The 25,674-nt window shown below is 62.7% G+C and carries 22 protein-coding genes; 18 read left to right on the top strand and 4 right to left on the bottom strand.

The genetic code is table 11. The features are described from left to right. Positions 1-512: 512 nt before the first annotated feature. The 3 genes from RLO07_RS18475 to RLO07_RS18465 all read left to right on the top strand — a co-directional run bounded on the left by RLO07_RS18475 (position 513) and on the right by RLO07_RS18465 (position 4,110). The gene (locus RLO07_RS18475; RefSeq protein WP_462293621.1) at positions 513-1,364 is read left to right on the top strand and encodes a peptidylprolyl isomerase; all 852 of its coding nucleotides are present in this window, start codon (positions 513-515) and stop codon (positions 1,362-1,364) included. Positions 1,365-1,807: 443 nt separating this feature from the next. Further along, entirely contained in the window at positions 1,808-2,824 is a 1,017-nt protein-coding gene (locus RLO07_RS18470; protein ID WP_462293620.1) for a class I SAM-dependent methyltransferase, read from the top strand. Then, entirely contained in the window at positions 2,821-4,110 is a 1,290-nt protein-coding gene (locus RLO07_RS18465) for a glycosyltransferase family 2 protein (protein WP_462293619.1), read from the top strand. Before RLO07_RS18470 ends, RLO07_RS18465 begins: the two co-directional genes overlap by 4 nt. A 43-nt stretch (positions 4,111-4,153) precedes the next feature. On the opposite strand, the gene RLO07_RS18460 is transcribed toward RLO07_RS18465, so the two are convergent. Next, on the bottom strand, positions 4,154-4,897 hold the full coding sequence (locus tag RLO07_RS18460) for a hypothetical protein (RefSeq protein ID WP_462293618.1): 744 nt from the start codon (positions 4,895-4,897) through the stop codon (positions 4,154-4,156). A gap of 197 nt (positions 4,898-5,094) precedes the next feature. Between RLO07_RS18460 and RLO07_RS18455 the strand changes: the two genes are divergently transcribed. From RLO07_RS18455 to RLO07_RS18405, 11 genes are read left to right on the top strand one after another with little or no spacing between them, the layout of a single operon-like run. After that, positions 5,095-6,306 carry a glycosyltransferase family protein gene (locus tag RLO07_RS18455; RefSeq protein WP_462293617.1) on the top strand — a complete coding sequence of 404 codons (1,212 nt, stop codon included), beginning with the start codon at positions 5,095-5,097 and terminating at the stop codon, positions 6,304-6,306. After that, on the top strand, positions 6,306-7,280 hold the full coding sequence (locus RLO07_RS18450) for a putative capsular polysaccharide synthesis family protein (protein WP_462293616.1): 975 nt from the start codon (positions 6,306-6,308) through the stop codon (positions 7,278-7,280). Before RLO07_RS18455 ends, RLO07_RS18450 begins: the two co-directional genes overlap by 1 nt. 4 nt (positions 7,281-7,284) lie before the next feature. After that, complete coding sequence (locus tag RLO07_RS18445) at positions 7,285-9,432, top strand: glycosyltransferase (protein WP_462293615.1); 2,148 nt, start codon at positions 7,285-7,287, stop codon at positions 9,430-9,432. After that, entirely contained in the window at positions 9,429-12,890 is a 3,462-nt protein-coding gene (locus RLO07_RS18440; RefSeq protein ID WP_462293614.1) for a glycosyltransferase, read from the top strand. Before RLO07_RS18445 ends, RLO07_RS18440 begins: the two co-directional genes overlap by 4 nt. Further along, positions 12,887-13,720, top strand: a complete 834-nt coding sequence (locus RLO07_RS18435) for a hypothetical protein (protein ID WP_462293613.1) — start codon at positions 12,887-12,889, stop codon at positions 13,718-13,720. The genes RLO07_RS18440 and RLO07_RS18435 overlap by 4 nt, the downstream gene beginning before the upstream one ends. Next, positions 13,717-14,415, top strand: coding sequence for a hypothetical protein (locus RLO07_RS18430; protein ID WP_462293612.1), 699 nt, complete (start codon positions 13,717-13,719; stop codon positions 14,413-14,415). The genes RLO07_RS18435 and RLO07_RS18430 overlap by 4 nt, the downstream gene beginning before the upstream one ends. Continuing rightward, entirely contained in the window at positions 14,412-15,413 is a 1,002-nt protein-coding gene (locus RLO07_RS18425; protein ID WP_462293611.1) for a glycosyltransferase, read from the top strand. The genes RLO07_RS18430 and RLO07_RS18425 overlap by 4 nt, the downstream gene beginning before the upstream one ends. 9 nt (positions 15,414-15,422) lie before the next feature. Continuing rightward, positions 15,423-16,211 (top strand): class I SAM-dependent methyltransferase, encoded by a 789-nt coding sequence (locus RLO07_RS18420; RefSeq protein WP_462293610.1) that lies wholly within the window; start codon positions 15,423-15,425, stop codon positions 16,209-16,211. 30 nt (positions 16,212-16,241) lie between these two features. Next, positions 16,242-17,261, top strand: coding sequence for a phytanoyl-CoA dioxygenase family protein (locus RLO07_RS18415; RefSeq protein WP_462293609.1), 1,020 nt, complete (start codon positions 16,242-16,244; stop codon positions 17,259-17,261). A 31-nt stretch (positions 17,262-17,292) separates the two neighbouring features. Next, positions 17,293-18,189 carry a glycosyltransferase family A protein gene (locus RLO07_RS18410; protein WP_462293608.1) on the top strand — a complete coding sequence of 299 codons (897 nt, stop codon included), beginning with the start codon at positions 17,293-17,295 and terminating at the stop codon, positions 18,187-18,189. Continuing rightward, positions 18,189-18,929 (top strand): FkbM family methyltransferase, encoded by a 741-nt coding sequence (locus RLO07_RS18405; RefSeq protein ID WP_462293607.1) that lies wholly within the window; start codon positions 18,189-18,191, stop codon positions 18,927-18,929. The genes RLO07_RS18410 and RLO07_RS18405 overlap by 1 nt, the downstream gene beginning before the upstream one ends. 65 nt (positions 18,930-18,994) lie before the next feature. Here RLO07_RS18405 and RLO07_RS18400 read toward each other — a convergent pair whose 3' ends face one another. From RLO07_RS18400 to RLO07_RS18390, 3 genes are read right to left on the bottom strand one after another with little or no spacing between them, the layout of a single operon-like run. Beyond that, the gene (locus RLO07_RS18400; RefSeq protein ID WP_462293606.1) at positions 18,995-20,389 is read right to left on the bottom strand and encodes a sulfatase family protein; all 1,395 of its coding nucleotides are present in this window, start codon (positions 20,387-20,389) and stop codon (positions 18,995-18,997) included. A gap of 25 nt (positions 20,390-20,414) precedes the next feature. Next, on the bottom strand, positions 20,415-21,587 hold the full coding sequence (locus RLO07_RS18395; RefSeq protein WP_462293605.1) for an acyltransferase family protein: 1,173 nt from the start codon (positions 21,585-21,587) through the stop codon (positions 20,415-20,417). Further along, positions 21,584-21,973, bottom strand: coding sequence for an MGMT family protein (locus RLO07_RS18390; RefSeq protein WP_462293604.1), 390 nt, complete (start codon positions 21,971-21,973; stop codon positions 21,584-21,586). The genes RLO07_RS18395 and RLO07_RS18390 overlap by 4 nt, the downstream gene beginning before the upstream one ends. 169 nt (positions 21,974-22,142) lie before the next feature. Between RLO07_RS18390 and RLO07_RS18385 the strand changes: the two genes are divergently transcribed. The 4 genes from RLO07_RS18385 to RLO07_RS18370 all read left to right on the top strand — a co-directional run bounded on the left by RLO07_RS18385 (position 22,143) and on the right by RLO07_RS18370 (position 25,420). Then, positions 22,143-22,556, top strand: coding sequence for an FxsA family protein (locus RLO07_RS18385; RefSeq protein ID WP_462293603.1), 414 nt, complete (start codon positions 22,143-22,145; stop codon positions 22,554-22,556). 136 nt (positions 22,557-22,692) lie between these two features. Beyond that, a complete protein-coding gene (locus RLO07_RS18380; RefSeq protein WP_462293602.1) occupies positions 22,693-22,983 on the top strand; it encodes a co-chaperone GroES in 291 nt (96 codons plus the stop codon). A 47-nt stretch (positions 22,984-23,030) separates the two neighbouring features. Then, on the top strand, positions 23,031-24,686 hold the full coding sequence (groL, locus tag RLO07_RS18375; RefSeq protein WP_462293601.1) for a chaperonin GroEL: 1,656 nt from the start codon (positions 23,031-23,033) through the stop codon (positions 24,684-24,686). 104 nt (positions 24,687-24,790) lie between these two features. Next, positions 24,791-25,420, top strand: a complete 630-nt coding sequence (locus RLO07_RS18370) for a urate hydroxylase PuuD (RefSeq protein WP_462293600.1) — start codon at positions 24,791-24,793, stop codon at positions 25,418-25,420. The last annotated feature ends 254 nt before the right edge of the window (positions 25,421-25,674 follow it).

The raw sequence follows: 25,674 nt of genomic DNA, 5'->3' as shown, positions 1-25,674 counted from the left end.
GGCCGCTTGACGTCGGCTATTCCGGGTACCAACGTGACGCAATCCTGGCAGTTCACGACTACCAGTAACCCGCGCTTTGCTGGCGACATCAACGTTGCTGAAACAACTGGATTCGAAAGTGTCTCCCGTAGGCTCTGGATATCCACGGAGCCGAATGGGCCAGCGCTGACAAACTGCTCGTCCGAAGGTAATAGCAACCGGAAAATCCCTTGGGCTCAATCCGCAATGTTTCTGCGGTGTCCGTTACAGACCAATACCACCTACTTTCTGAATCTTAGGAATGTAAGTGGTTGTTCTGCCGCGGCCAACTGTGGGTTCTACCGAAACACCTCAACCAACGGCAATCCCTGAGTCGGTAATCCATACCCCCCTCCGGTTCACCGGAGGGGGGTTTTTTTATATTATTTCCCCGCGGTCTTCAATAGACTGTTTGTGTCTATGTTCAAACGAGAATCCTGTTTATGTTGCGAGTTATTGTTCTTGCCGCGCTTGGCTTTTGTGGAGTGGGTTTGGTGCAGGCCGGAGATCCATCTGACGTTGCCGTGAAACGAGGGCAGGTCGAAATCAGCGCCGAAGACCTGCGCTACTACGCGAAGGACAGAGTGCCAGACGCTCGTCGCGACGAGTTTTTCCGGCGCGATGATGCCGTCAGGCAACTGGCCGACAGCCTGGTGTCGATCCGCGCACTGGCGGCGGAAGCGGTGGAATCCGGGGTGGTGGACACAGACCTTATCGAGTGGCAGCTGGCCCTGCATCGAGAGCGCCTGATGATGGAGCAGTATCTGAATGCGCTGGTCGCCGCTCAGACAGCCAGCATCGACTGGGAATCCACGGCACAGGATGTCTACACGGCCGAAGCAGACGCGTTCCAGCAGCCCGAGCGCGTGCGCGCCGCACATATCCTGATCAAGACGGAGGAGCGCAGCGAAGCAGAGGCGCTTGCACTGGCCCAAGAGATCCTGCAGAAGCTCAAGTCTGGCGAGGACTTCAAGATGCTGGCCCTGAAGTACTCCGAGGACCCGTCCGCGAAAACCAACCTCGGTTCCCTGGGGGCCTTCGCCCGCGGGCAGATGGTGCCGGAGTTCGAGCAGGCCGCCTTTGCCCTGCGCAAATCCGGCGAACTGGCTGGTCCGGTGAAGACGGATTTTGGCTACCACATTATCAAGCTGGATGAGTACCTGCCCGCACGGAAGCAGTCATTTGACGAAGTGAAGGCGGAGATCATCAGCAAACTGCAGTCGGAGATTCCCGCCAATATTCGTCAGAACAAGCTGATCGAGATACGCTCGGCTGAACCAGTGGAGTTTGATGAAGATGTGATGCAGGGTTTGCTGCAGGAATTCCGCAAGGGTAGCGCCAACTAGAGTCAGATACAGAGCGTAAGCCTGGAACAGGTGCAGTGATGGCGGGATGTGATCCGTTCGAAGCCGCAGTCGTCGTTGTACAAGCTGCGGATAGCGAGAGCATTGTCCCGTCAGTGCCCAGCCGGGTGCTGCAATATCAGTTTGTGTCGCAGCCGGTGCCCGGTGGTGTCTCCTGCCGGATGGTCGCGGAGACACAGGACACCGTCGTAAGCTGTGAGGTGGAAGCGGCCTGTAGTGAGCTGGAGGGCGGGTTTCGTCTACATGCCCTGAACCGTATCCTGGCGCGGGAACTTTTGCGCTTGCGACCTCGAGCTATATTGCTTCGAGGGTTGCACGGCTGCGTGCTGGATCTCGCCCGGGTGGCCAGCTTCCTTCGTGTTCCGGTACTGCTGGAGGTGTCAGGGAAAGAGGGCATTGTTCCTTCGCCTTGGTTGCAAGATTGTATGAGTCGGGTGACAGTCCTGGTGCATCAGGAATCACTGCCCCCGGCTGTAGCGGAAATGGCACCACAGGCCCGTCGTATTCAACCCGGGGATCTCAATACGGTGCTTGAGGAATATTGCGCAAGCGATGCTCCTCGTGCCGAAGTGTCATTCGATTATTCCCTCTACGAATTCCTCCTGCGCGACCCGCCTCTGCTCATGCGCATGCAGGCTCCCCATGCCCAGCTGTTCACGGGTTGCAATAAGGTGCTTGACGTTGGCTGCGGTGCGGGCCTGTTCCTGCAGTTGCTCGGAGAGGCCGGCATCCCCGCCACGGGTGTCGAGCGCAATCCGGTGATTGCGGAGTACGGTCGCGGCATGGGCCTGGATATCACCACTGCCGATGCACTGGAGTATCTTGACGGTGAAAGCGGCGGCTTCGATGGGATTTATTGCTCGCACTTTGTCGAGCACCTGCCCATCGACGGCGTGGAGCGGCTGCTGCAGGGTGTTGCCAGAGCGCTGCTGCCAGGGGGCGTCGCGGTGCTGGTCTTTCCCGATCCCGAGTCAATTCGCTCGCAATTGTTGGGGTTCTGGCGCGACCCGGAGCACGTGCGCTTTTACCATCCTGAACTGGTTGAGACCCTGGCCATGTTGTTCGGGCTGGAGCTGGAGTGGAGCAGTTACGATGCGCAGCCCCACGAGGTGGGGCCGTTTGCGCTGGAACCGCAGGCGCTGCCCCGCGCAGAGGTGCAGCCGCTTGCGCCGGCCGCGTCATCGGTGTCGGCGCAGGGCTGGTGGTCCCGGGCAATGACGAGTCTGGGTCTTGTGCCCCGGTCGCGGGTGGCGGCACTGGAGGGGCGCCTGGCGGACATGGAGAGCCTGCTGACCCGTGTCATGCAGGACAACAGCCAGACGGTGGCAGCACTGGATGAACGCACGCGCCAGCTCTGGGCGGTGAACCGCACCTGGGCGTGGTCGGATAACGCGGTATTGAAATTGCGCAAGCGCCCGTTGCCCGAGGCTGAAAACCCATGACCCGCGACGGCGCGCTGGTGCCAGTTCCCGTGGCTGTGGTTATCCCGGTGTACCGCGATCTCGCCGCCACCCGGCGTTGCCTGGCGTCGGTGCTGACACACACCAGTGCGGACCAGGCCCGCATCATCCTGATTGACGACGCCTCGCCGGAGCCGGAACTGGCGGCCTGGTGTGATGAGCAAGCCGCAACGGACCGTGTGGAGCTGCTGCGCAATGACAGCAATCTGGGCTTCGTGGCGTCCGTCAATCGCGGCATGCGCCACGCTACGGATGCCGAAGTGGTGTTGCTTAACAGCGACACGGAAGTGCCACCCGGCTGGCTGCCGCGCTTGCAGCGCTGTGCGGCGGGTAACGGGCGGGTCGCCACGGTCACACCATTTTCCAACAATGCGACCATCTGCTCCTATCCCCTGTTCTGCCAGTCATCCGGCTTGCCCGAGGGAATGACCCTAGAGCAGCTGGACGCCCTGTTCGCGCGAGCCAATCCGGAGCAGAGTTGCGAACTGCCGACAGCGGTGGGCTTTTGCGTCTACATTCCGCGGGCGGCCCTGGATGCCCTGGGCCTGTTTGACGAGGAAGCCTTCGGGCGCGGCTATGGCGAGGAGAACGATTTCTCCCGCCGTGCCGCGGCGGCGGGCTGGAGCAACCTGCTCTGCGCGGACCTGTTTGTCTACCATCAGGGGGGGGCGAGCTTCGGCGACGACAGCCGCGAGCTGATGGCTGCGGGCAATACACAGCTATTGGCGCGCTTCCCCGACTACGCGGACACCATAGCGGGGTTTGTGGCGGAGGATCCCCTGCGCGAGTTTCGCCAACACGTTGATGAGCTGAGACTGGCACTGCCGGCTCAGGCCGCTGTGCTGGGCGCGGAGTGGCGGCTGGAACGCGAACGCCTGCAGGCCCAGGTCGCCCAGCGTCACGAGCTGGAGCTGCTGTGTCGCAACCTCGGTGTGGAAATCGAGCAGTTGCGGCAGGGGCTCAGCCAGCTGGAACAGCGTTGCCGCGACTACGAACAGCGTTGCCGCGACTACGAACAGCGCTGTGAGCATTACGATGCCCGTTGTGTTGAGTACCAGCAGTATCTGGATGAAGCCCGGCAGCAGGCGGCGCTCACGGATGCGGCACTGACACGGTTACAGGACGACTATCGCGACAGCCTGCAGGCGCGGGAGCAGCTGGCGGCAGACCTGGCCCAGGCCAATGACACCCTGCAGCATATCTACAACAGCCGCGTCTGGCGCTACAGCAGCTGGCTGCGGCGATGGTTCGGGAGTGGGAGGGGGTAGCAGAAGGCTGCTGCCTGCGGCGATACGATAATGCCGGGTTCAGCTACCGGGTGATTCTGCTGCGGCGCACGACCAGCGTCATCAGCCCGCCCAGCAGCAGGAGTGACCACCACGTGGATGACGGCACTGCGTTGGCCTCAAGCGCGGGGCGCAGCGCCACGCCGGCCAGATACACCCCACCGGTGAGAATATTCAGGTTGCCCGGGTCCACTACGGCAATGGTGAGTTCGCCGCTGGCGTCGGCCCGGCCGGTCACCGCATAGTTGGCAAGATTGACGGCGGATGCCCCCACCTGGCCGTTGACCACCAGTTCCCGGTGGGCGCCGATCTGCAGGAAGCTTGCCCCCCCGCTGATGCTCACCGTCTGCTCGAATGCCGGGCCCGGGTCACCGAGGATGTCCCTCGCACCAAAAACCCAGATATCGTAGCGGGCGTTGGGCTCCAATCCGGTAAAGGACAGGTCCACCCGGTCCTCGAAGGTAAAGACGGAGCCGCTGAGATTGGCGAGGCTGGTGCTGTGCGCCGGTATTGTGGGCGTCAGGAGACTGACGTTAAAATTGTCGATGCCCACGCCGGATACGCTGATGCCGATGGGGGTCGGGTCGCCTACTTCATCGACCAGGCCGGGGAATGCGCCGGCACCCGTGACCAGGTTCCAGTTTCCCGGTGTCGGCGATGCCGGCGGGCCAAAATCAACCCCAACAATGTTGGCGCTGGCCTGCATGCCAAAACCGGCAACAAACAGCAGGCACGACGCGCGCAAGAGGCGTTTCAGTCCACGGTTCATGTTGCCCTCGGCCCACGTATGATCAAGACCGGCGATTATCCCGCGAAGCGTCACTGGAAACAAGGGCCGCGGGATCGCTCGATCAGTGCCCGCCGCGGACAGAGGTGGTAAACTGCCGCTCCTCCGCGCGTTCAAGCCGTACAGTCGCACCTGATTATCGCCAATCGGGGGTGCCCGGAAAGGATAATTGGGAAGCAATGACTTCGAGTGTTCACGTATTCACCAGCATCACCGCCAACTACCTGCCCAAGGCGCGTGTGCTCGCGGGCTCGCTCAAGGCGGTAGCGCCCGAGGCGAGCTTCCATCTGCTGCTATCCGACGACCTGCCGGCGGGTTTCGACCTGGCTGAGGAACCATTTGACTCGGTGATCACCGCGGCAGAGCTGCCGCTGGCCAACCAATCCGGCTGGTTTTTCTCGCACACCGTGGTTGAGCTCTGCACCGCGGTCAAGGGCCTGGGATTCGAGTACATTTTCGACCATTTCGGTGCCGACAAGGTGTTCTTCTTCGATCCGGACATGGTCATCTTCGATCGCTTCGACGAGCTGGTGGCGGCGCTGGACAGCTGTAGCATTCTCCTCACCCCGCACCAGACGGAGCCCGAGACCGAGGACGAGGCGATCATGGACAATGAGATGGCGAGTCTCATTTTCGGCGTGTTCAACCTGGGCTTTCTCGGTGTCCGCAATGATGCGGAGGGGCGTCGCTTCTCCGCCTGGTGGCGCGATCGGCTGTTGCGCTATTGTCACGACGACCGGCCGCGCGGCCTGTTTACCGACCAGAAGTGGGTCAACCTGGCGCCCTGTTTTTTCGACCGTATTCGCGTCCTGCGCTCACCCGCATTCAATGTCGCCACCTGGAACATCAGCAAGCGCCGTGCCTCCGGCTCCATCGCCGATGGCATCACGATCAACGGCGAACCGCTGGGCTTCTACCACTTCTCCGGGTTCGACAGCGGTGCCCAGGAGATCATGCTGCACAAGTACGGCGCCGACAGTCCGGTGCTGTTTGACCTGCGCAACTGGTACCTGGACGCCTGCGAGCAGCAGGGGCAGGCCGCTCTCGGTACCCTGCCTTCGCGCTATGCGCACTACGCGGACGGTACCCCCATCACCCTGCCGGAGCGGGTGCTTTACCGGCAACGGGCTGATCTGCAGGCCGCATTCCCGGACCCTTTCGCCAGCGACAGCGATGGTGGTTACAGGGCCTGGTATCTGGCCAATGCCCCGGTGCTGACAGAAGCCGACAGCACGGTCAGGCTGGATCCCGCGGGCCCGCTGGCGGACCTTCTCAACGATATCGGCTATTGTTTCGCCGCACGTTCGGCGCTGGTGGCAAACCCGCTGAAGCGGGCACTGTTGCGCGGTGCGGAATGGCTGCTGCGGGCTGTGGCGCGGGTAGCTGGCTGATGCAGGTACTCATAGTGCAGATGGGCAAGGTGGCCTCGACCGCCATCGCGGAAGCCCTGCGGCGTGACGACATTGAGGTGCTACAGGCGCACATCGCCTCGCCGCAACGGCTGCAGGAGCAATTCGGGATTATGACCGGCCCGGTAGTTTCCGACGAGGTCGCCAACCGCATGTACCAGGACTACTTGCAGGAACTGCGGGTGACATTCCTGCTGGCTCGCCAGCGGGTGGCTGGCGCTGGCAGCGGGCAGCCAACCCGGATCATTTCCCTGACCCGGGACCCCCTGAGCTGGTACTGGTCCCATTTCGCCCAGAACTATGACCACTACCAGACACTGCTGCAGAAGTTTTTCCGCTTTCACTATCCGCAGCAAGCCAGCTTTGATCCCGGTGCGGTATTTGCCGAGGTCCAGGACAGGATGTTCTCGGTGCTGGAGCAGACGACTGCGCCGCTGGACGACGCCGAAGCCTTGATGCAATTGATGGCGGAAGCCGATGAGTTGGACCCGACGGGCGTAGTCTTTAGCCAATTGAACCGCTTTTTGGTGCCCCTGCGCTGGTTCGATGAAGATTTTCTGCCCGGCACCGGGCTCGATGTCTATGACTTCAGCTTTGACCGCGAAGCGGGCACTACGCTCATTGAGTCCGGCGGCTTCTCCCTGCTGCTGTTGCGCTATGAGAATCTGCCGGACCTGGCCCCCGGTATTGCCGGGTTTGTCGGTATTGAAGAACTCAGGTTGGAGCGGGCCAATATCAGCGAAGACAAGCATATACCCTTCAGTATCAAGACGATGCAGATACAGGGCCAGTCCATGATTCCGGCGCCGCTGGCAAAACGGATCTACGCGACCCGGTACGCCAGGCACTTTGGCTACAGTTTCGATGCATCATGGCGCAGCCTTGAACAGACAGCAGCTGACACTGTGGAAGGCCCAGCGGGGACGCCGGCGCTGGATGATGTCGCGGCCAGGTAACAGCATGAACCGCCTGCCGCTCTGCGTGGTCGCCTTTAGCGGTGAAGCGCAGGAGCTGGCGCGGGCGCTGGAGGTCTTGCCTCGGGGGGCGCAGTGGCAAGCCACGGTCCTCTGCAGCGCCGACCCCGAGCTGGAGCAGCTGGCGGCCGCGGCGGAGGTGCGCTGTCTGCCATCCCTGCCGGCTGCCAGCAGTCCCGGGCGCTACTGGTGCCTGGTCAGCAGTGCCCTGCGCGGCGCTGTTGGGCGCTGTATTGTGTTGCGGGTGGGCAGTGTGCCCGCCAGTGGCTGGTATCGGCGCTTCCCGGTGCTGGCAGCGGACCTGGTCGCCGTATTTCCGCTGTCGCTCAGGCACCCGCAAACCTCGGTGTTTTCCAGCACCGGGCACAGCCCCTCACTCTCGCCCGAGGATATCGATCGCTGGCTGAATGTGTATGCGCCGGGCGCAACCTTCGACATCCCGTTCTTCGCCGGTGAATCGGCGCTGATTGACGTTGAGCGACTGGCTGCTGCCTCCGCAGCCGATGACACTGCGCTGGCGGAGCGGGTGCGAGAGTACGGCGGGCTGATCCTGGCCACGGACAATGTATTTATCGATGACCGGGAAGGACCACCGCAATCGCTGCCCGCAACGACCTTCCCCGCCTGGCAGACGGCGATAACCCGGCGCCATCCGCTGACCGGTCTGCGCCATGCCCTCACCGAGCTCTCCTCCCGCGGCGAAGTGCCCCCGGCGACAGTGCCACAGGTTCAGTCCGCAAGGCTGCATATCAGTCACAGCTGGGGCGGCGGCCTGGGGCGCTGGGTCGAGGATTTTGTCGCCGCTGATACCGGGCACCGCAGTTTCGTGCTGCGCCCGATTGGCGATCTGACCGCTTTCGGCCAGACCCTTGCCCTGTATAGTGAGCGCAATCTCACCGTCCCGATCCGGACCTGGACCCTGGCCGAGCCGATCCTCTCCACTGCCATCGCCCACCACGAGTATCGCCAGCTCGTCGCCAGTGTCCTGGATGAGTTCGCCATTGAATCCGTGGTCCTGTCATCCCTGATCGGGCACGCGATCGACATCCTCCGGCTGGAACTGCCGGTGATTGTGGTTTGCCACGATTTCTATCCCTTCTGTCCGCCCATCCTGGCCACCTGGGAGACACCCTGCTCGCAGTGCGACGCAGCGCGCCTGCGGGACTGTCTGCAAAACAATCCCGGACACCGCTTCTTCCAGTACGAGCAGGCCCCGCACTGGCTGGCCTTGCGCGCGGCCTTCATCCGCACGGTGGTACAGAAGAACATTGCCCTGGTCGCGCCCAGCGCCTCGGTCGCGGCTCGCATGCACAGCCTTGTCCCGGAGTTGCGCGAGGACGCGATCGAGGTGATTGCCCACGGGCTGCCACAGTCGGTTCTCGAGAGCCTGACCCCGGTTGCGCCGGCACCGGCTCCGCAGCGGAAATTGCGTATCGTCGTACTCGGCAGCCTCGAGGTCCACAAGGGCGCCAATCTGCTGCAGGCGGTGATCGAGCCCCTGGCGCACTGTGCCACGGTGGTACTTGTGGGCAGCGGCGAAGGCGGCAGCGCCTTTGCCGGCATGTCCCATGTGGAAATTCGCGGCGGTTACGCGCGCGAGGAGCTGGGCGCGCTGCTGGCGGCGGCGCGGCCGGATATCGGCCTGCTGCTGTCGGTCGTGCCGGAGACTTTCAGCTATACCTTGAGTGAATTGCACGCTGCCGGTGTGCCGGTCGCTGCCACCGCCGTGGGCGCTTTTGTCGACAGGATCCGGCACGGTGACAACGGCTGGCTGTATGAGCCCGATGCGGACTCGCTGCTGGACCTGCTGCGCTCGCTGGCGGCAAATCCGGCAGAGATCGTGCGCGTCCGGGCGATGGTAGCAGCCACCAGGCCGCGTACCGCCGCCGAGATGGTTGCCGACTATGAGCGGCTGCTGCCGCCAGCAGACGGGTTCCTGCCGCGGCCCCTGGACCCTGACGCGGCGCAGGCGGGAACGGGCAGTCCCAATATCAAGATCAATCCCGAGGCCAGGTTTCCCGATGTATTTCGCGAATTCTGGGACTATGTACGGAGGAAAGTGCATAACACCGAGAAACTGCCTCGCGGGGTAACCCGCGTGCTGCTGTGGCTGATGAAGGTACTGTACCGATGAGGAATGTCGTTGTGTTGGGCATGCACCGCTCGGGCACGTCGATGGTCGCCCATCAGTTGCATGCCTTTGGCCTGGAGGCGGGCTCCGAAGCGGAGTTGCTGGCGCCGCGGGAGGACAATCCCGCGGGCTTCTGGGAGCGCCGGGATGTCGTTGCACTGAATGACGAGATTCTCGGCGCCGCAGGTGGGTCCTGGTTCATGCCGCCGGCCAGGGAGCAACTGGCGCCCGCGGACTATCGCGAGCGGGTAGCGGGGATTCTTGCCTCCCTGCCGAAGAAGGCTGGCTGGCTGTTGAAGGATCCGCGCCTGCTGCTGACCTGGCCTGCCTGGCAGCCGCAGCTGCAGGGAGCGCTGCGGGTGCTTGTCTATCGCGGCCCCTGTGCGGTAGCGGTATCTCTCCACCGACGCAATGGCTTTCCCCTCGCGCTGGGCCTGGCACTGTGGGAGTGCTACAACCGGCTGGCGCTGGACCTGATCGCCGGACCCGATGTCGTGGCGTTGAGCTACGAGACCTTCGTCCGGAATCCCGATGCGGAGACCGAAGCGCTGTTTGAGCAACTCGTACAGCGGGGTGCCAGCGGCCTGTCCCGGCCCGGTCGCAGTGTGTTCGAACCCGGGCTGGAGCGCAGCGGATCAGCAGCCGCTGCACTGGCCCGGGCCCGGGCCCTGCTGACCCCGGCACAAGAGGCACTGGACGAGACCCTGGTCGCTGTTTGCGCCGGTTCCGGCCCGGCGTCCAAACCCATGCCGGCCGATGACCTGCTGCTGGCGAGAATCCACGATATTGCTGGCGCCATGCACGAACTTGCCACCGTGCGTGAAACTGCCCTGCAGCGCGATGAATGGCAGCAGAAGTTCGACACCTGCAGCGGTCAGGTTCGACGCGAGCAGGAGAGGGCGCAGGAGCTGCTGGCCGAGCGGGACGCGGTGGCTGCAGAGCGCGACAGCGCCACGTTCCAACTCGAAGCGACGACAGCGGAGCTTGCCGCAACAAGGGATGAATCCGCCCGGTTGCTTGACGCGACGACAGCAGCACTGGCCGAAACGAGAGCCGAGTCCACGCGTCTGTTCGATATCATCACTGGTATTCACACACGCCTGCTGCGCCACGAGCTTTCTGTCATTGGCAGGTTGCAGCGGGCTCTGCGCAGGGTTTACGCCATTCTGCGGTTGCGTGCTTCTGCGCCGGGGGCCTACGAGGATGTACTGGAGGATGCCAGCAAGCACTTTGCGCTGCATCACCTGCAACCGCCCGGCAAGGTGCCGGGCAAGCTCTCCCAACTCAGCGCGGTGTGCCGCTACATTGTCAAGCACCCGGTATCCTCCTTTCGCGGTGTGAGCATCTTCCGGTTACAGCGCGCGCTGCAGGTCATGATCAGGTCGACCCCGGCGGATTTCAGTGTCTGGGTACAAAGCCGGTTCCCCGAGATCGTGCACCCTGGGGACGGCGGCGTGCCATCTGAGCTGGGCCCGGAGCTGGACACCCTGGAACTTGAGTTTCCTGCGGTCAGCGCACCGCTGGTATCGATCATCGTGCCGGTCTACAACAGCTACCGCATGACCGTGCACTGTCTGGCTTCGATTCTTGAACACACCCGGGATGTGAGTTATGAGGTCATCCTGGCAGATGATCATTCCACTGATGCCACCGTCAGCATTGCGCAGCGGATACGGAATATCCGTATTGTCAGGAACCGACGAAACCAGGGCTTCCTGCTCAATTGCAACGGTGCCGCGGCATCGGGCTCCGGCCGTTACCTGGTATTCCTGAACAACGATACCGCAGTCTGCAAGGGCTGGCTGCAGCCCATGCTGACACTGCTGCAACAGCGTCCGGACGCCGGCGTGGTCGGCCCCAGGCTGTTGTTTCCCGATGGCAAGCTGCAGGAAGCGGGCGGCATCGTCTGGCGCGATGGCTCGGGTTGGAACTACGGTCGTTGTGATGACCCGCGCAAGCCGGAATACGAGTACGTCAAGGAAGTGGACTACGTGTCCGGCGCCTGCCTGATGCTTCCGAGGACGTTGTGGTCACAGCTCGGCGGTTTCGATGCGCGTTTTGCGCCCGCATACTACGAGGACACGGACCTCTGTTTTTCGGTGCGCGAGGCTGGCTACAAGGTGCTGTATCAGCCACAGTCCTCGGTGTTTCACTACGAAGGCGTCAGCAACGGCACCGACCCCGGCAAGGGGGTCAAGCGGTTTCAGGCCAGGAATCGTGACAGATTCTGCGCCAAGTGGCAGGCGGTGCTGGAGCGTGAGCACTTTGCCAATGGCGAGCACGTGTTTCTCGCCAGGGATCGATCGCGTTCGCGCAACTGCATTCTGGTGATTGATCACTATGTGCCGCACTATGACAAGGACGCCGGCTCGCGCTCGACGTTGATGTATATCCGGCTCATGGTCGACATGGGCTTCAAGGTCGTGTTCCTCGGCGCCAATTTCTTCCCCCATCAGCCCTATACCCAGGTGTTGCAGGAGATGGGCGTGGAGGTGCTGGTGGGAGAACACAGCGCCCGTTATCTGGATCGCTGGTTGCACGACAATGCGCGCTATATTCACAGGGTTTTCCTGCACCGGCCGCACGTGGCGGAACAATTCCTGCCGCACATCTACAAGATGCGCCCGCGGCCGAAAATTGTATTCTTCGGCCATGATCTGCACTACCTCCGCGTTGAGCGAGAACAGGAACTGCGGGCTGAAGCGTCGCTGAAGAGTGCGGCGATGAGCTGGAAAGCGCGGGAGTTTGCAGTCTTTGAAAAGGTGGATGTAATTTATTATCCATCCTCGTTTGAAGTGCAGGCGCTGCGTGCCGAAAGCCCGGACCTGAATGTTCGCGCGATACCGCTGTACATCTTCGATGACATTGCCGTGCCCGCGTACGATCCTGTGCAGCGGCAGGACATTCTGTTCGTCGCCGGTTTCAATCATCCGCCCAACGTGGATGGCCTGTGCTGGTTTGCCGAGGAGGTGATGCCGGCGCTGGCGAGACGGTGTCCCGATATCCACCTCCATGTGGTGGGGTCCAATCCCACGGACGCGGTCCTCGCGATGCAGTCCGCGCAGGTCACTGTACACGGGTACATTTCCGACCAGGAGCTCGCCGCAATGTACCGCTCTGTGGGGTGCAGCGTGGTGCCGCTTCGCTATGGTGCCGGCGTCAAGGGCAAAGTGCTCGAAGCGATCCAGCACGGGGTACCCCTGGTGACCACCAGTATTGGTGCCGAGGGAATCCCTGGCGCTGCCGATATCATGTTTGTTGCCGACAGCGCCGGGGCATTTGCCGATGCCATTGCCGAGGTGCTGGCGGCAGGCGCGAGTGTGCACGAGAAACTCGATCGCTACGGTTCCTGGCTGCGACAGAACTTCGGCCGGGAGCAAGCCGAGAAGATCATTCTGGAAGATTTCGGCCCGGTTGTGTCAGACTTCGCTGGCGACCCCGACGACGGGGGGCGGCAGTGAGAAATATCATTTTGCACGGCCACATTTTCAAGAATGCCGGGACGTCCCTGGACTGGTCCCTGGCCCGGAGTTTCGGCGACGCCTTTCTGGATCATCGCGACGATCAGGCCATGCGCCGCCACGGCGGGCGACACCTCGCGGAGCTGCTCGCGGACAATCACGATCTGATGGCTCTGTCCAGCCACCACTTGCCGCGGGACGTACCGGCACTGCCTGGCGTGCGCCTGCACTGCATCTACCTGCTGCGACACCCGCTGCTGCGAATCCGCTCCGTGTATGACTTCGAACGCGAACAGCAGGCGGATACCCTCGGCGCCAGGGCGGCCAAGCGAATGTCGTTCCGCGAGTATGTTGCCTGGCGCATGGAACCAGACACGCCGCCAACCATCCGCAATTTCCAGACCTTCTATCTTTCGAAAAAGAATCGCTCGCGCGCCCGTCCGGCCCGTGTCCTGCCCCTGTTTTTTGATGCCCTGGTATTCGCCCAGTCCCTGCCGGTGGTCGGCATTGTCGAACTCTACGACCAGAGCATGGTGTTGCTGGAAGAAAAGCTGCGACCCTACCTGCCGACCCTGGACCTGGCCTACATTCCGCAGAATGTGTCTGGCAATCCGGTGGCCGCAATCGATGAGGGGCAGCGCCTGGCCCTGATTCTGCAAGAGCTGGGTGACCTCGGCAAAACGGTGATCGACAACAACAGCCATGATCTGGCGCTGTACCAGGCAGCGCTTGAAACCCTGACCGTCGCCACCAGCAGGATGCCCGATTTTGCCGGGAAACTGGCCGACTTCCGCGAGCGCTGCCGGATGTTGCGGGGGAAGCGAAGGTGAGCCCACAGCCCGCCCGCGTGGTCGCCATTCTGGGCATGCATCGCAGCGGCACCAGCTGTCTCACTGGCTCCCTGCAGGAGGCGGGCCTGGACCTGGGTGATTGTCATACCTGGAATCCGTACAATCTCAAGGGCAATCGCGAGAATCAGGCTTTTGTCGATTTGCATGACAGTATTCTGGCGGCCAACGGCGGTGCCTGGGATGCCCCTCCCGGCACCCGAGTCTGGCGGCAAGCCCATCGGCAGGTCGCGCGAGATCTGCTGGCCTCCCACGCCCATTTGCCGATCCTGGGGTTCAAGGATCCCCGGGCCCTGCTGTTGCTCGAGGGCTGGAGAGAGCTGCTTCCGAACCTGGAGTGTGTCGGCATATTCCGCCACCCCGACGCTGTCGCCCTGTCGCTGCACAATCGCAGCCGGATGCCCAGGGAGCAGGCCCTGCTGCTCTGGTATGCCTACAACCGCATTCTCTACCGGGAGCAGCGGCGCCAGCGCTTCCCCCTGCTGTGCTTTGATGAAGCGGAGGCGCAGTTCACGGTCAAGGTCGACAAGGTGATCGGCATCCTGAAACTGCAACCGCCGGCCGAACCGCAGCGCTTCTATGACAACGAACTCAGGAATTATTCCGCGGCTGGCAACGAGCGCCTGCCGTGGCGACTGCGCTGGCTCTACCACCGTCTGCGGCGCGCAAGTCTGTGAGTGGTTTCCAGTCACTGGCGCGTGTGGTCCGGCGTCTGCGGCGCTCTCCGCCCGGGCGGCCCCAGCTGAGCCTGGTGTTGATTGTCTATGACATGCCGGCGCAGGCCGCCAACACCATCCGCTCCCTGCTGCCCGGCTACCAGCGCGAGGTCAGCGGCAGCGAATACGAACTGATCGTGGTCGAGAATGCCTCGGCCAGCACCCTCAGCCCCGACTTCCTGCAGAGCCTGCCCGCGAACGTGCACTATCACCTGCGGCAGAATCCGGAACCCAGCCCGGCGCAGGCAATCAATTACGGCGCCAGCCAGGCGCGCGGGGACGCAGTGTGCATCATGATTGATGGCGCCCGAATGGTCACCCCGGGCATTGTCGGTAACCTGCTGGCGGCCCACCGCGGCTTTCCTGCGGCGGTAGTCTCGATTCCCGGGTATCACCTCGGCCGCGAGTTGCAGCAGACGGCAGTGGGCAGCGGCTATGACCGCGACACCGAGCGCGACTTGCTGGCCTCCATTGCCTGGCCCGGGGACGGCTATCGATTGTTTGATATTGCCTGTTTCAGCGGCTCCTGCAGCCCCGGGTTTTTCCTGCCCAATAGCGAGAGCAATTGCATCAGCGTGCCGTTGGCGGTGTGGCATGCGCTGGGTGGATTCGATTCGCGGTTCGATCTGCCCGGTGGCGGGCTCATCAATCTCGATTTCTACAAGCGCGCCTGCGAGCTTCCCGAAGTGCAGCATGTTATTGTTCCCGGCGAAGGTACCTTTCATCAGTTCCATGGTGGCGTGACCACCGGAGGTGTGAGCGAGGAAATACGAGCGGACTATATCGAACGCAGCCGCAGCCAGTATCGAGCGCTCAGGGGTGCGGACTTCAGCAGCCCCCGGACCAGGCCCGTGTACCTGGGCGCAATTCCGGTCCAGGCGCAAAAGTTTGTACACTACTCTGCGGCACGCGCACTGCGCAGCCGGGGTGAGGTCCCCTTGCCCGAAAGCACCGCCTGAGGAGGCCATGTGACCAGCACGCTTTATTTCCCGCCCTCATTGCAGCGTTTCGAGCCCCGGCGCATGGTGTTCAGTACCTGGGTCGACCACCTGCCCTTTGCCTATGACCTCGTTACCGCGATCCGGCCGCAGGTGGTGGTTGAGCTGGGTGTCTACAATGGCTTGTCGTTCTTCACTTTTTGCCAGGCCATGGTGGAGAACGACATCGACGGTGTCGCCTACGGGATTGACTGCTGGGAAGGGGATGAACACACCGATGCCTACGACGACAGCATTTTCAAGGACGTCCAGCATCACGCCCGCGAGCATTACCGCGGCATTACCTACCTGCTGCGGATGTACTTCAATGAGGCGCTGCGGCACTTTGAGCCCGACAGCATTGACCTGTTGCATATTGACGGCCTGCACACCTACGAGGCGGTCAAGGAAGACTTCGGCAACTGGTATCCCAAGGTCAAACCCGGTGGCATCATCCTGTTTCACGATGTCATGGCACGGATCAAGGACTTTGGCGCCTGGAAGTTTTTTGCCGAGCTGGAAGAGGAGCATGAGGAAATCTTCCGTTTCAATCACGGCTTTGGCCTCGGTGTACTGCGCAAACCCGGTGGCAGTCCCGCGCACACGGAGCTGACCGAACTGCTGTTCTCACGCGATCCGGAGACCGAAAAACGCCTGCGACAGCTGTACTCCCACGCCGCGCATTTTCTGGAGGCGCGGCGGCAGGCAAGGCGGTTCAAGCCCAAGACCCATGCCGAGGCTGACAAGGGTGGTCAGGGCAAGCAGGCGGGTGAGGGCTAGCGAATCGTGGGCGGGTCGGCGACAGCAAGCTTGAGGGCAGCTGAGGCCCTGCTGGAGCAGGGCCAGTGGCAGGCCGCCCTGGACCTGTTGCAGGCGGGCAATCGCGAGCAGCCCTTGGCCAGCCTGCAGCAGCGGATCATGGATCTGCGTATTCGCGCGGGCAGGGAGCGGCCGCAAAACCCGCCGGCAGCTGCTCTGGCAGCGGTACATGAGTCGCCCAGGCTGGTCAGCGGAGAGATACCCGAAATCCCGGCTGCCGAACTGAGTGCCCAGCGACTGTATGATGCGATCCACGGTTGCGGGGCCGCCATTGTCCGCGGCCTGCTGGCACCAGAGCGCGCAGCAGACTTGCGTGCGCTGATCGACCGGGTTGTGACGGCGCGCCGCCAGCCCGATCGTGCACCACCCTGTGAGGAGGCCGCCGCCTGGTATGTACGCTCCGACGAAGTCAGGGGCGCCCCCGCGCAATTCTTTGCCAGCCCCGATGAACCGGTCTCCGACAGCAGTTCCATCTGGGTGGCGGACTCCCCCCGGGTCGCCTGCGAATTGCTGGATTTGTATGCCTCCCTGGGGCTGCCGGAGCTGTTGCACACCTACTTTGGCGAACCGGCTCGCCTGTCGGTCAAGAAATGGGTGCTGCGCAAGATTGCTCCCAAGCCCGAGGGCGATGCCGGCTGGCACCAGGACGGGCGTTTCCTGGGCGAGGACATCCAGACGGTGAACCTCTGGCTGGCGCTGAGCGATTGCGGCGGCTCGGCCCCGGCCCCAGGGATGGACCTGGTGATCGACGGGCGCCGGGAGATACATCCTACCGGCACCGACGGTGCCTGGTTCGACTGGACGGTAGGGCCCGAGCGCGTGGCGAGGGTCGCGTCCGGCTGTGGCATTACCCAACCCCGGTTTGCCGCGGGCGATGCCCTGTTTTTCGACCATTTCAATCTGCATCGCACGGCCTTTGAGCCGCACCACACCGCCGTTCGCTATGCGATTGAATCCTGGTTCTTTGCGGCGTCGAGTGCGCCACTGAAGCAGCAGCCCATATTGCTGTAGCTGTCCCTGCCCAGCCCCGGAATCGATGCGCATGAAATTATCGGTTATTGTCATTGCCTACAACATGCAGCGCGAGCTTCCTCGCACACTGCAGGCGCTGGCGCGCAGCTATCAGACCGTCGCGGCGGATCTGGATTACGAAATCATCGTTGTCGACAACGGCTCTCCGCAGCCATTGCAGTTGGGCGAGAGTGCCACAGCGGAATTGCCGGTGAGGCTGCTGCGGATTGATGATGCCCGGGCGTCGCCGGCACAGGCGCTGAACCACGCGGTGGCATCGGCGACGGGGGAGCTGGTCTGCCTGATGGTGGATGGTGCCCATCTGCTGACGCCCGGGGTGTTCGAGTGGGCCTTGCGCGGCTTTGCCGCCTTCAAGTGTCCGGTGGTTGCGGTGCGCTACTTTTATCTTGGGCCCGGCGAGCAGCCGCAAACCGTGCTGGCGGGCTATGGCCGGCAGGCAGAGGATACGCTGCTGCAGCGAATAGCCTGGCCAAGCGCAGGCTACCGCCTGTTCGAAATCGGCACGCCGCTGGCGGGAGGTGCCAACCGCATCACCTGGTTCAACCGCGTGTTCGAGTCAAACTGCCTGTTCATGACCCGGGCCCACTACCAGGCGATTGGCGGTAGCGATGTGCGGTTCGATTTGCCGGGGGGCGGCTTTTTGAACCTGGACCTGTTCAAGCGAGCCGCTGACGCGGAGGGTGCCGAGCTGGTGCAACTGGTGGGGGAGGGAAGTTTCCATCAGGTCCACGGTGGCACCACAACCAACAGCGATACTGCGGCGCGGGAGGCTCGCCTGGCGTCCTACCGGGACCAGTACCGCGAACTGAGGGGTCACGACACCCTGCTGAGCCACAAACCACTGAACTTCCTGGGGCACCTGCCGACTCAGGCGTCAAAAATCCACCTGCGTAACCGCCAGCCCTGATGCACTGGTACCGTCTCAAGAAGTGGTTGTTGCTGCCCTACATCTGGTATCGCCGGCGCCTGGAAAAGAACCAGGTGGGCTTCATGCGCGCAGCGCTGGAACTGCACTATTATCGGCCAACCTTCTATCGCTTTATCGCAGCCAGCATGGAAAACCCGGACATCATGTACGAGGCGCCGTTGGGGCAGGGCGCCATTGCTCTCGATGTAGGCGCATTCCACGGCGACTGGGCAGCCCGTGTTCACGAAAAATACCAGCCCCGCATTTATGCTTTCGAGCTGGATCCTCCCTCTATCGAATTTCTTCGACGACGGTTTGCCGACACTCCCGATATCCAGTGCCTGCCCTACGGTCTGGCCGGGGCTGATGCCAGACTGGAGTTGACCCAACGTGGCATGGGGTCGACGCTGTACCAGCCGGGAGATGCCAGCAGGCAGGCAGGCACCGGCAGCGATGACACTGTTGCTGTCGACGTGCGCGATATTGTCGCGGTGCTGGACGAACTCGGCCATGCTGAGTTTGACATTATCAAGCTCAATATCGAGGGGGCTGAGTACGATGTGCTGGAGCGACTGATCGCCGCCGACCGCCTCGACCAGATTCGCATCTACACCATCCAGTTTCACGAATGGCACCCGGGCGCTCACGGGCGTCGCAGGCGCATCCAGCGGGCCCTGGCCAGAACTCATAACAAGGTCTGGGACTATCCCTTTGTCTGGGAGCAGTGGGTCCGGCGGTAGGTGGGGCCGCCCAGGTGGGGCCGCCCAGGTGGGGCCGCCCAGGTGGGGCCGCCCAGGTGGGGCGCCTAGCCTTTCCACCAGAGCTGGGGAACCGGCCGCGCCAGTATCTGCCGCAGTTCGGCAACATTGTCCTTGAGCAGTTGCCGATAGGCGGGGTCCTCAGCCAGGTTGTTTGTCTCGCCCGGGTCCTGTTCCAGGTTGTAGAGGATGTGCACGTCGGCGATGGAGTGCCAGATATGTTTAAAGGCGCCCCGGCGCAGCATGGGTGTGCCTTCCATGGTGCCGCAGAAAACGGCTCTGTTCTCCTCGGCCGGGCCGCCCGCCAGTACCGGAGCCAGGGTCGCTGATTCCATGTCGGCACAGGGCAGGGGAATGCCCACCCGGTCCAGTACCGTGGCGACATAATCGAAGTTCTGCACCGGCGCGCTGACTCTGCGCCCGCCCGCGACACCGGTGCCCGCAAAAAAGAACGGCACGCGTGCCAGGTCGTCGAAGGGCAGCCAGGGAATCTTGCCGAGAAAGCCGCGGTGGCCGCCGAAGTCGCCGTGGTCGGACAGGAAAACGACCAGCGTGGTCTCCAGGTCGATCTGCGCCAGCAGCTGGCCGATGGCATCGTCAACATGCTTGATTCCAGCCCTGATGGCCGCCAGTACTTTGCGCAGGTGCTCCTCACTGTGCTGGTCGACACGCACCGGACTGAAGAAGGTTCCCGGGGGCTTGGGTTGGGTGATCTCGGAGAAAGGCCAGGGCAGGCCGCAGTTGCTCTCCATCCCGGCGTCGGGAAGTTGCTGCTGGTCCGGCCGGAACATCGAGGCATAGGGTTCCGGTGGGCTGTAGGGGGTGTGGGGGTCGGTGTAGGAGACAACGGCAAACCAGGGCGCCTCCCCGGCATTTGACGCGCTGCAGAAGGATGCCGCGTGGCGGGTGATCCACTGCGTCGGATGGTACTCGGCCGCGTAAGGGAAGACCCTGGGGACACCGGGGCGCACAAAGCGCAAGTCGTCACGTCCGGTGGCGAGAATCCAGCGCCGGTAATCATCCTGCTCTTTGGGATCATAGCCCGCCGGCAGGTGTTCGCAGGTCTGCATTACGTCGAACCCGTGCTGCGCCCGGATCGGCGCAAAATGCATTTTCCCGAACAGCCCGGTGCGGTAGCCCGCATCGCGCAGCGCGTGGGCAATGGTCCAGTAGCCTTCCCGGAGTGCCTTGCCACTGGAAGTCTGTGCCCGGGGGCGAAGGCCGCCGGTCGGTACCCGGTGTGGCAGCAGCCCGGTCATTAGCGAGGAGCGTGCAGGGATACAGGCGGTGTCACTGCTGTAGGCGTGATCGAAGATGACTCCACTTGCGGCCAGCTGGTCCAGATTGGGTGTGTCCGAAAAGCCGTCACTCCGACTGTATCCCGGCGAATCGTATCGTTGCTGATCGGTCATCAGTAGCAGGATATTGGGGCGTTTATTCATGGTCTGGTCTCGTTGCCAGGTTGGCTCATGCGGCAAGCCGTCGTTTCATGCGCAGGAAAGGTCTTTCGATCAGGCTGTAGCTGGCCCAGGACAGTAGCAGGGAAGCCAGCAGGGCGGCGGCGCCTGTGCCGTACAGCCACAGGGAACTTTGGAATTGGCCTGGCCCCAGATGCTCTCTGACGGGGTAAATAAAGTAAAACAGCACGGGCACATGAACGAGGTACAGGGAGTAGGAGAGCTTGCCGGTAATCGCCAGCGCCGGGTTCACCAGCAGGCGCGCTCCGGGCAGCCTGCACAAGAGCAGGCATAGCATCACGATTACCCATAGCGCCGCCTCCAAGCTGTGGTGCAGATGCCACTGCAGTTCCGCATGCTTGTCACCCATGGTGGCCACCCGGGTCAGGGTGCGCTCGAGCAGCAGCAGGGCAGTGAGCAGAAGCAGCAGGCCGCTGTAGCGCCAGGCGTTTGGCTGCCCGGTCACCTGTCGCCAGCTGCTGGCGCGAAGGTAGATTCCCGCCGCACCAATACCCAGCAGAAATGCTGGCAAACGGGCGAACACGGATTTGGTGAAAAAGAAGCTGCCGTCTGTCGTCCCGGGATCAGCCCGCAGTACCAGGCTGAGATACGCCCAGGCCCAGGCCAGCAGCAGCGCGGCACAAAACCAGCGACCCCTGCGGCTGCTGATCCAGAGCGCCATCATCAGGGGCAGCAGCAGGTAGAACTGTACCTCGGTCACCAGCGTCCACCATACAACGCTGTAGGGAAAGGCACTAAAGCCGACAAACTGAAACAGCGCCGCCCTGGTGACGGTGTCGCTATCGCCGGTGGCAAGCCATGTCATTGCGAGAGCACAGTAATACAGGGGCAGGATACGTATTGCGCGTGCCTTGAAATATCGTCCCACCGAGGGTTTGCAGTGTCCCGAATGCAGTTGGTACCTGAGCCAGGGCATTGCCAGCAGGAAGCCGCTCAAGACAAAGAACAGGGTGACGCCGGTATTGCCGGCGGTGATGAAGCCGAGGCCGGGTGCGGGCTGCTCTGGCCACTGCAGGCCGCTGATGCCCCAGGCATGGAATAGAAATACCAACAGGATCGCCAGGCCGCGCAGGCTCTCAAGTTCATGCAGGTACCTGTGGGGATCGCGCACCCCTTCTGTGAGGTCCAGGGCCGGAGCGAGCGTGGTCGATGCAGGCGTCATAGAAGAGCGGGACTGTGTGCTGGATCGATCTCCGGCCGCCAGCGCTGTTGCCGCAGGTCGATCCGACCGCCGGCAGAAAAGTTTATGCCCTCGCCCGTCAGTCGGTCACGCTGCTGTTTGGCCGCCGCGGACACCGCCGGCAGGGAGATCCTGCCCGTGCTGTTGATGACCCGGTGCCAGGGTATGCGGGTGTCCCGGGGCAGTTGCCGCAGCGCCATCCCGACCCGCCGAGCCGCCCTGCCGAGACCGGCGTGGCGCGCCACATCACCGTAGGTGGCAACCCGCCCGGGTGGGATCATGGCGACGACTTGCCAGATACGGTGGTTGATATCGGGTTCCTGCGGGGTCACGTTGGCGCCGCACTCGCTGTTTTGGATGAGGCGCATGGTGAAAGTTTTCTGCCCGGATGGCAAGCTGTCCCCCGGTTTCACCGCCCGTGGCGCCTCCAGCCGCGGGAGGAGGGCGACGCCAAACCTGCCCGGGGTACCGGCCACAGGTTCCGGTACCTTGCATTCCGGCTCAGCGCCCGCATATCGGTTTTATTGGAGGCCTATTATGCGGTTCATCATTATCCTGTTGCCCTGGCTGGAGCTGTTTACCCTCATCCAGCTGGGCGTGGAAACCAGCGCCCTCACTGCCCTGGGCTATGTTCTGCTCACTGCGGTGCTGGGCATGTGGTTGCTGCGGCGCCAGGGTCAGGGCATGTTCCAGCGCCTGCGCGAGGCCCAGCAGGGGGCCGTGCTGGGTCCGCAACTGCTGCTGGACGATATGGCCGTGGGGCTGGCGGGGCTGCTGCTGATGGTGCCGGGCATGATTTCGGATTTTGCCGCCCTGGTGGTGCTGATCGGGCCCCTGCGGCGTAAATTGCAGCGCTGGTTTGGCGGCCCCCAGCCCCAGCCGTACCGGCCGGAGCGCGACCCTGCCGACCCCACCACCCTGGAAGGCGAGTACCGTCGACTGGACGATTGAATTTTTTGGCACTCTTTTGCCAAGAGTGCCAAAAAAGCCCTTGAAAACCATTTTGTCGCCCCAATATCCCGAGCAAGCCCCAAAGGGGTCTGCCCGTGCGGGCCTGTATAACACTGTAATCAGGAGAATTTGATCAATGAAAATCCGTCCGCTGTACGATCGTGTAGTCGTTCGTCGCAAGGAAGAAGAAGAAACCACCGCTGGTGGCATCCTTCTGCCCGGTTCCGCCAAGGAAAAGCCGAATCAGGGTGAAGTGATCGCGGTTGGCGAAGGCAAGGTGCTGGACAACGGTGAAGTGCGCCCCCTGGCTGTCAAAGTCGGTGACCGCATTGTCTTCGGCCAGTACGCCGGCAGCAACACCATTGAGGTCGATGGCGAGAAGCTGATCATCATGGGTGAGAGCGAAATCTTTGCCATCGTCGAGTAAGACGCTCCAGTAACCTCGTAACCTCTTGAATATTAAGGATTTAGATCATGGCTGCTAAAGAAGTAATTTTTGGTGACGAAGCTCGTCAGCGCATGCTGAAAGGCATCAACGTGCTGGCAGATGCTGTCAAGGCAACCCTGGGGCCCAGGGGCCGCAATGCAATTATCGACAAATCATTCGGTGCTCCCACCGTGACCAAGGACGGCGTGTCCGTGGCCAAGGAAATCGAACTGAAAGACAAGTTCGAGAACATGGGCGCACAGATGGTCAAGGAAGTCGCCTCCCAGGCCTCCGATCAGGCCGGTGACGGCACCACCACCGCCACCGTGCTGGCGCAGGGGATTGTCAACGAAGGCCTGAAGGCAGTCGCTGCCGGCATGAACCCGATGGACCTGAAGCGCGGCATCGACAAGGCCATTGCCGCCGCTGTTGCCAAGATCCAGGAAGCCTCCATTCCCTGTGAAGACGGCAAGGCGATCGCCCAGGTGGGCACCATCTCCGCCAACAGCGACCACGCCATCGGCGAGATCATTGCCGACGCCATGGCCAAGGTGGGCAAGGAAGGCGTGATCACGGTTGAAGAAGGTTCCGGCCTGGAGAACGAGCTGGACGTGGTCGAGGGCATGCAGTTTGACCGCGGCTATCTCTCTCCCTACTTCATCAACAACCAGGAGAACATGAACGCCGACCAGGAGTCCCCCTATATCCTGCTGGTGGACAAGAAGATCTCCAACATCCGCGAAATGCTGCCGCTGCTGGAGCAGGTTGCCAAATCCTCCCGTCCGCTGGTCATCATTGCCGAAGACGTTGAAGGCGAGGCGCTGGCGACCCTGGTGGTCAACAACATGCGCGGCATCGTCAAGGTTGCCGCCTGCAAGGCGCCGGGCTTCGGCGACCGTCGCAAGGCAATGCTGCAGGATATCGCGGTGCTGACCGGTGCCACGGTCATCTCCGAGGAAGTGGGCATGGATCTCGAGTCTGCCACCCTGGAGCACCTGGGCAGCGCCAAGCGCGTGACCATGGACAAGGACAACACCACCATCATTGACGGTGCCGGTGAGGCCTCCGCCATTGAAGCCCGGGTCAAGGAAGTGCGCGTCCAGATCGAGAACACGTCCTCTGACTACGATCGTGAAAAACTGCAGGAGCGGGTGGCCAAGCTGGCCGGCGGTGTCGCAGTGATCAAGGTTGGCGCAGCCACCGAGATGGAAATGAAAGAGAAGAAGGCCCGCGTCGAAGACGCCCTGCACGCGACCCGTGCGGCGGTGGAAGAAGGCGTGGTTGCCGGCGGCGGCGTAGCACTGATCCGCGCGGTCGATGCCATTCGCGGCCTGACGGGTGACAACCAGGACCAGAACGCCGGTATCGCCGCGGCACTGCGTGCCATGGAGAATCCGCTGCGCCAGATCGTCGCCAACGCCGGCGGCGAAGCGTCCGTGGTTCTGGACAAGGTTCGCCAGGGCAAGGGCAACTACGGCTACAACGCCTCTACTGGCGAATATGGCGACATGATCGAGCTGGGTATTCTCGACCCCGCCAAGGTCACCCGCACCGCGCTGCAGGCAGCCGGTTCCGTTGCCGCATTGATGATCACTACCCAGGTGATGATCGCCGATGCGCCGGAAGACAGTGCTTCCGGTGGTGGCGGCATGCCCGACATGGGCGGCATGGGTGGCATGGGCGGCATGGGCGGCATGATGTAAGCCGGCCTCCATCCAGGTCCCTGAAACCCCGCCTCGTGCGGGGTTTTTTTTTGCCGTTAAAGTGTACAATCAGGGCGGGGTATAACGACAACAAGGAGATCCACATGTCTGCTTTCATTATCGAGTTCATCTTCCGCTGGGCCCACGTCCTGTTCGGCATCACCTGGATAGGGATGCTGTACTACTTCAACTTCGTACAGACCGAGTACTTCAAGGAAGCCGAGGCGGGTGCCAAGGCCGACGCGATGAAGAAGCTGGCACCGCGGGCGCTGTGGTGGTTCCGTTGGGGCGCCATGTTCACCTTCCTCACCGGCCTGGTGCTGCTGATGTCGGTTCGCGCCTTCAGCAATTTTGAGTCCAGCGCCGTGATCTGGGTCGGTTCCCTGGCTGGCATCCTGATGTTCCTCAACGTCTGGCTGATCATCTGGCCGAAGCAGAAGATCGTGCTGGGACTGGCCGAGGGTGATGGTCCTGCGGCGGCTGCCAAGGCGGGCCTGGCTTCGCGTACCAACACCCTGTTTTCCGGGCCGATGCTGTTTGGCATGCTGGGTGCCAAGCATGCCCCGTTTATTGAGGCCAGCACCACCGGCCTGATTGCCTGCGCAGTGCTGCTGCTGGCACTGGAAGCCAATGCTCTGTTCGGCAAGCTGGGCCCGATGGCCAAGGTAGTCGGCGTTATCCACATGAGTATCCTGCTCACCGGCGTGATCTGGGCCCTGCTGGCGTTCCTGTAACGCCCGAACCGTATCGGTGGGAGCCCGCCCCGCAGGCGATCGGTGGGAACCCGCTCCGCAGGCGATCGGTGGGAACCCGCTCCGCGGGCGATCGGTGGGAGCCCGCTCCGCGGGCGATCGGTGGGAGCCCGCTCCGCGGGCGATCGCTCGCTGAGCGAGCTCCTACTCTGGCCGCTGCGCGGCCATTCACCTCGGCCGCGGGCGGAAGCATCGCGCGGGGACCGCGCTCCCACAGTATCGCGCGGGGACCTCGC

Source organism: Haliea sp., assembly GCF_040221975.1.
Taxonomy (GTDB): Bacteria; Pseudomonadota; Gammaproteobacteria; order Pseudomonadales; family Halieaceae; genus Haliea.
The sequence above is the reverse complement of the archived record's forward strand: the minus strand, read 5'-3'. Positions and strand labels throughout refer to the sequence as shown.

Bases quoted from the DNA above. Each gene is read 5' to 3' on its own strand.
- RLO07_RS18470 (WP_462293620.1), top strand. From the start codon at position 1,808: ATGAGTCGGGTGACAGTCCTGGTGCATCAGGAATCACTGCCCCCGGCT.
- RLO07_RS18465 (WP_462293619.1), top strand. From the start codon at position 2,821: ATGACCCGCGACGGCGCGCTGGTGCCAGTTCCCGTGGCTGTGGTTATC.
- RLO07_RS18460 (WP_462293618.1), bottom strand. From the start codon at position 4,897: ATGAACCGTGGACTGAAACGCCTCTTGCGCGCGTCGTGCCTGCTGTTT.
- RLO07_RS18455 (WP_462293617.1), top strand. From the start codon at position 5,095: ATGACTTCGAGTGTTCACGTATTCACCAGCATCACCGCCAACTACCTG.
- RLO07_RS18450 (WP_462293616.1), top strand. From the start codon at position 6,306: ATGCAGGTACTCATAGTGCAGATGGGCAAGGTGGCCTCGACCGCCATC.
- RLO07_RS18445 (WP_462293615.1), top strand. From the start codon at position 7,285: ATGAACCGCCTGCCGCTCTGCGTGGTCGCCTTTAGCGGTGAAGCGCAG.
- RLO07_RS18440 (WP_462293614.1), top strand. From the start codon at position 9,429: ATGAGGAATGTCGTTGTGTTGGGCATGCACCGCTCGGGCACGTCGATG.
- RLO07_RS18410 (WP_462293608.1), top strand. From the start codon at position 17,293: ATGAAATTATCGGTTATTGTCATTGCCTACAACATGCAGCGCGAGCTT.
- RLO07_RS18405 (WP_462293607.1), top strand. From the start codon at position 18,189: ATGCACTGGTACCGTCTCAAGAAGTGGTTGTTGCTGCCCTACATCTGG.
- RLO07_RS18400 (WP_462293606.1), bottom strand. From the start codon at position 20,389: ATGAATAAACGCCCCAATATCCTGCTACTGATGACCGATCAGCAACGA.
- RLO07_RS18395 (WP_462293605.1), bottom strand. From the start codon at position 21,587: ATGACGCCTGCATCGACCACGCTCGCTCCGGCCCTGGACCTCACAGAA.
- RLO07_RS18390 (WP_462293604.1), bottom strand. From the start codon at position 21,973: ATGCGCCTCATCCAAAACAGCGAGTGCGGCGCCAACGTGACCCCGCAG.
- RLO07_RS18385 (WP_462293603.1), top strand. From the start codon at position 22,143: ATGCGGTTCATCATTATCCTGTTGCCCTGGCTGGAGCTGTTTACCCTC.
- RLO07_RS18380 (WP_462293602.1), top strand. From the start codon at position 22,693: ATGAAAATCCGTCCGCTGTACGATCGTGTAGTCGTTCGTCGCAAGGAA.
- groL (WP_462293601.1), top strand. From the start codon at position 23,031: ATGGCTGCTAAAGAAGTAATTTTTGGTGACGAAGCTCGTCAGCGCATG.
- RLO07_RS18370 (WP_462293600.1), top strand. From the start codon at position 24,791: ATGTCTGCTTTCATTATCGAGTTCATCTTCCGCTGGGCCCACGTCCTG.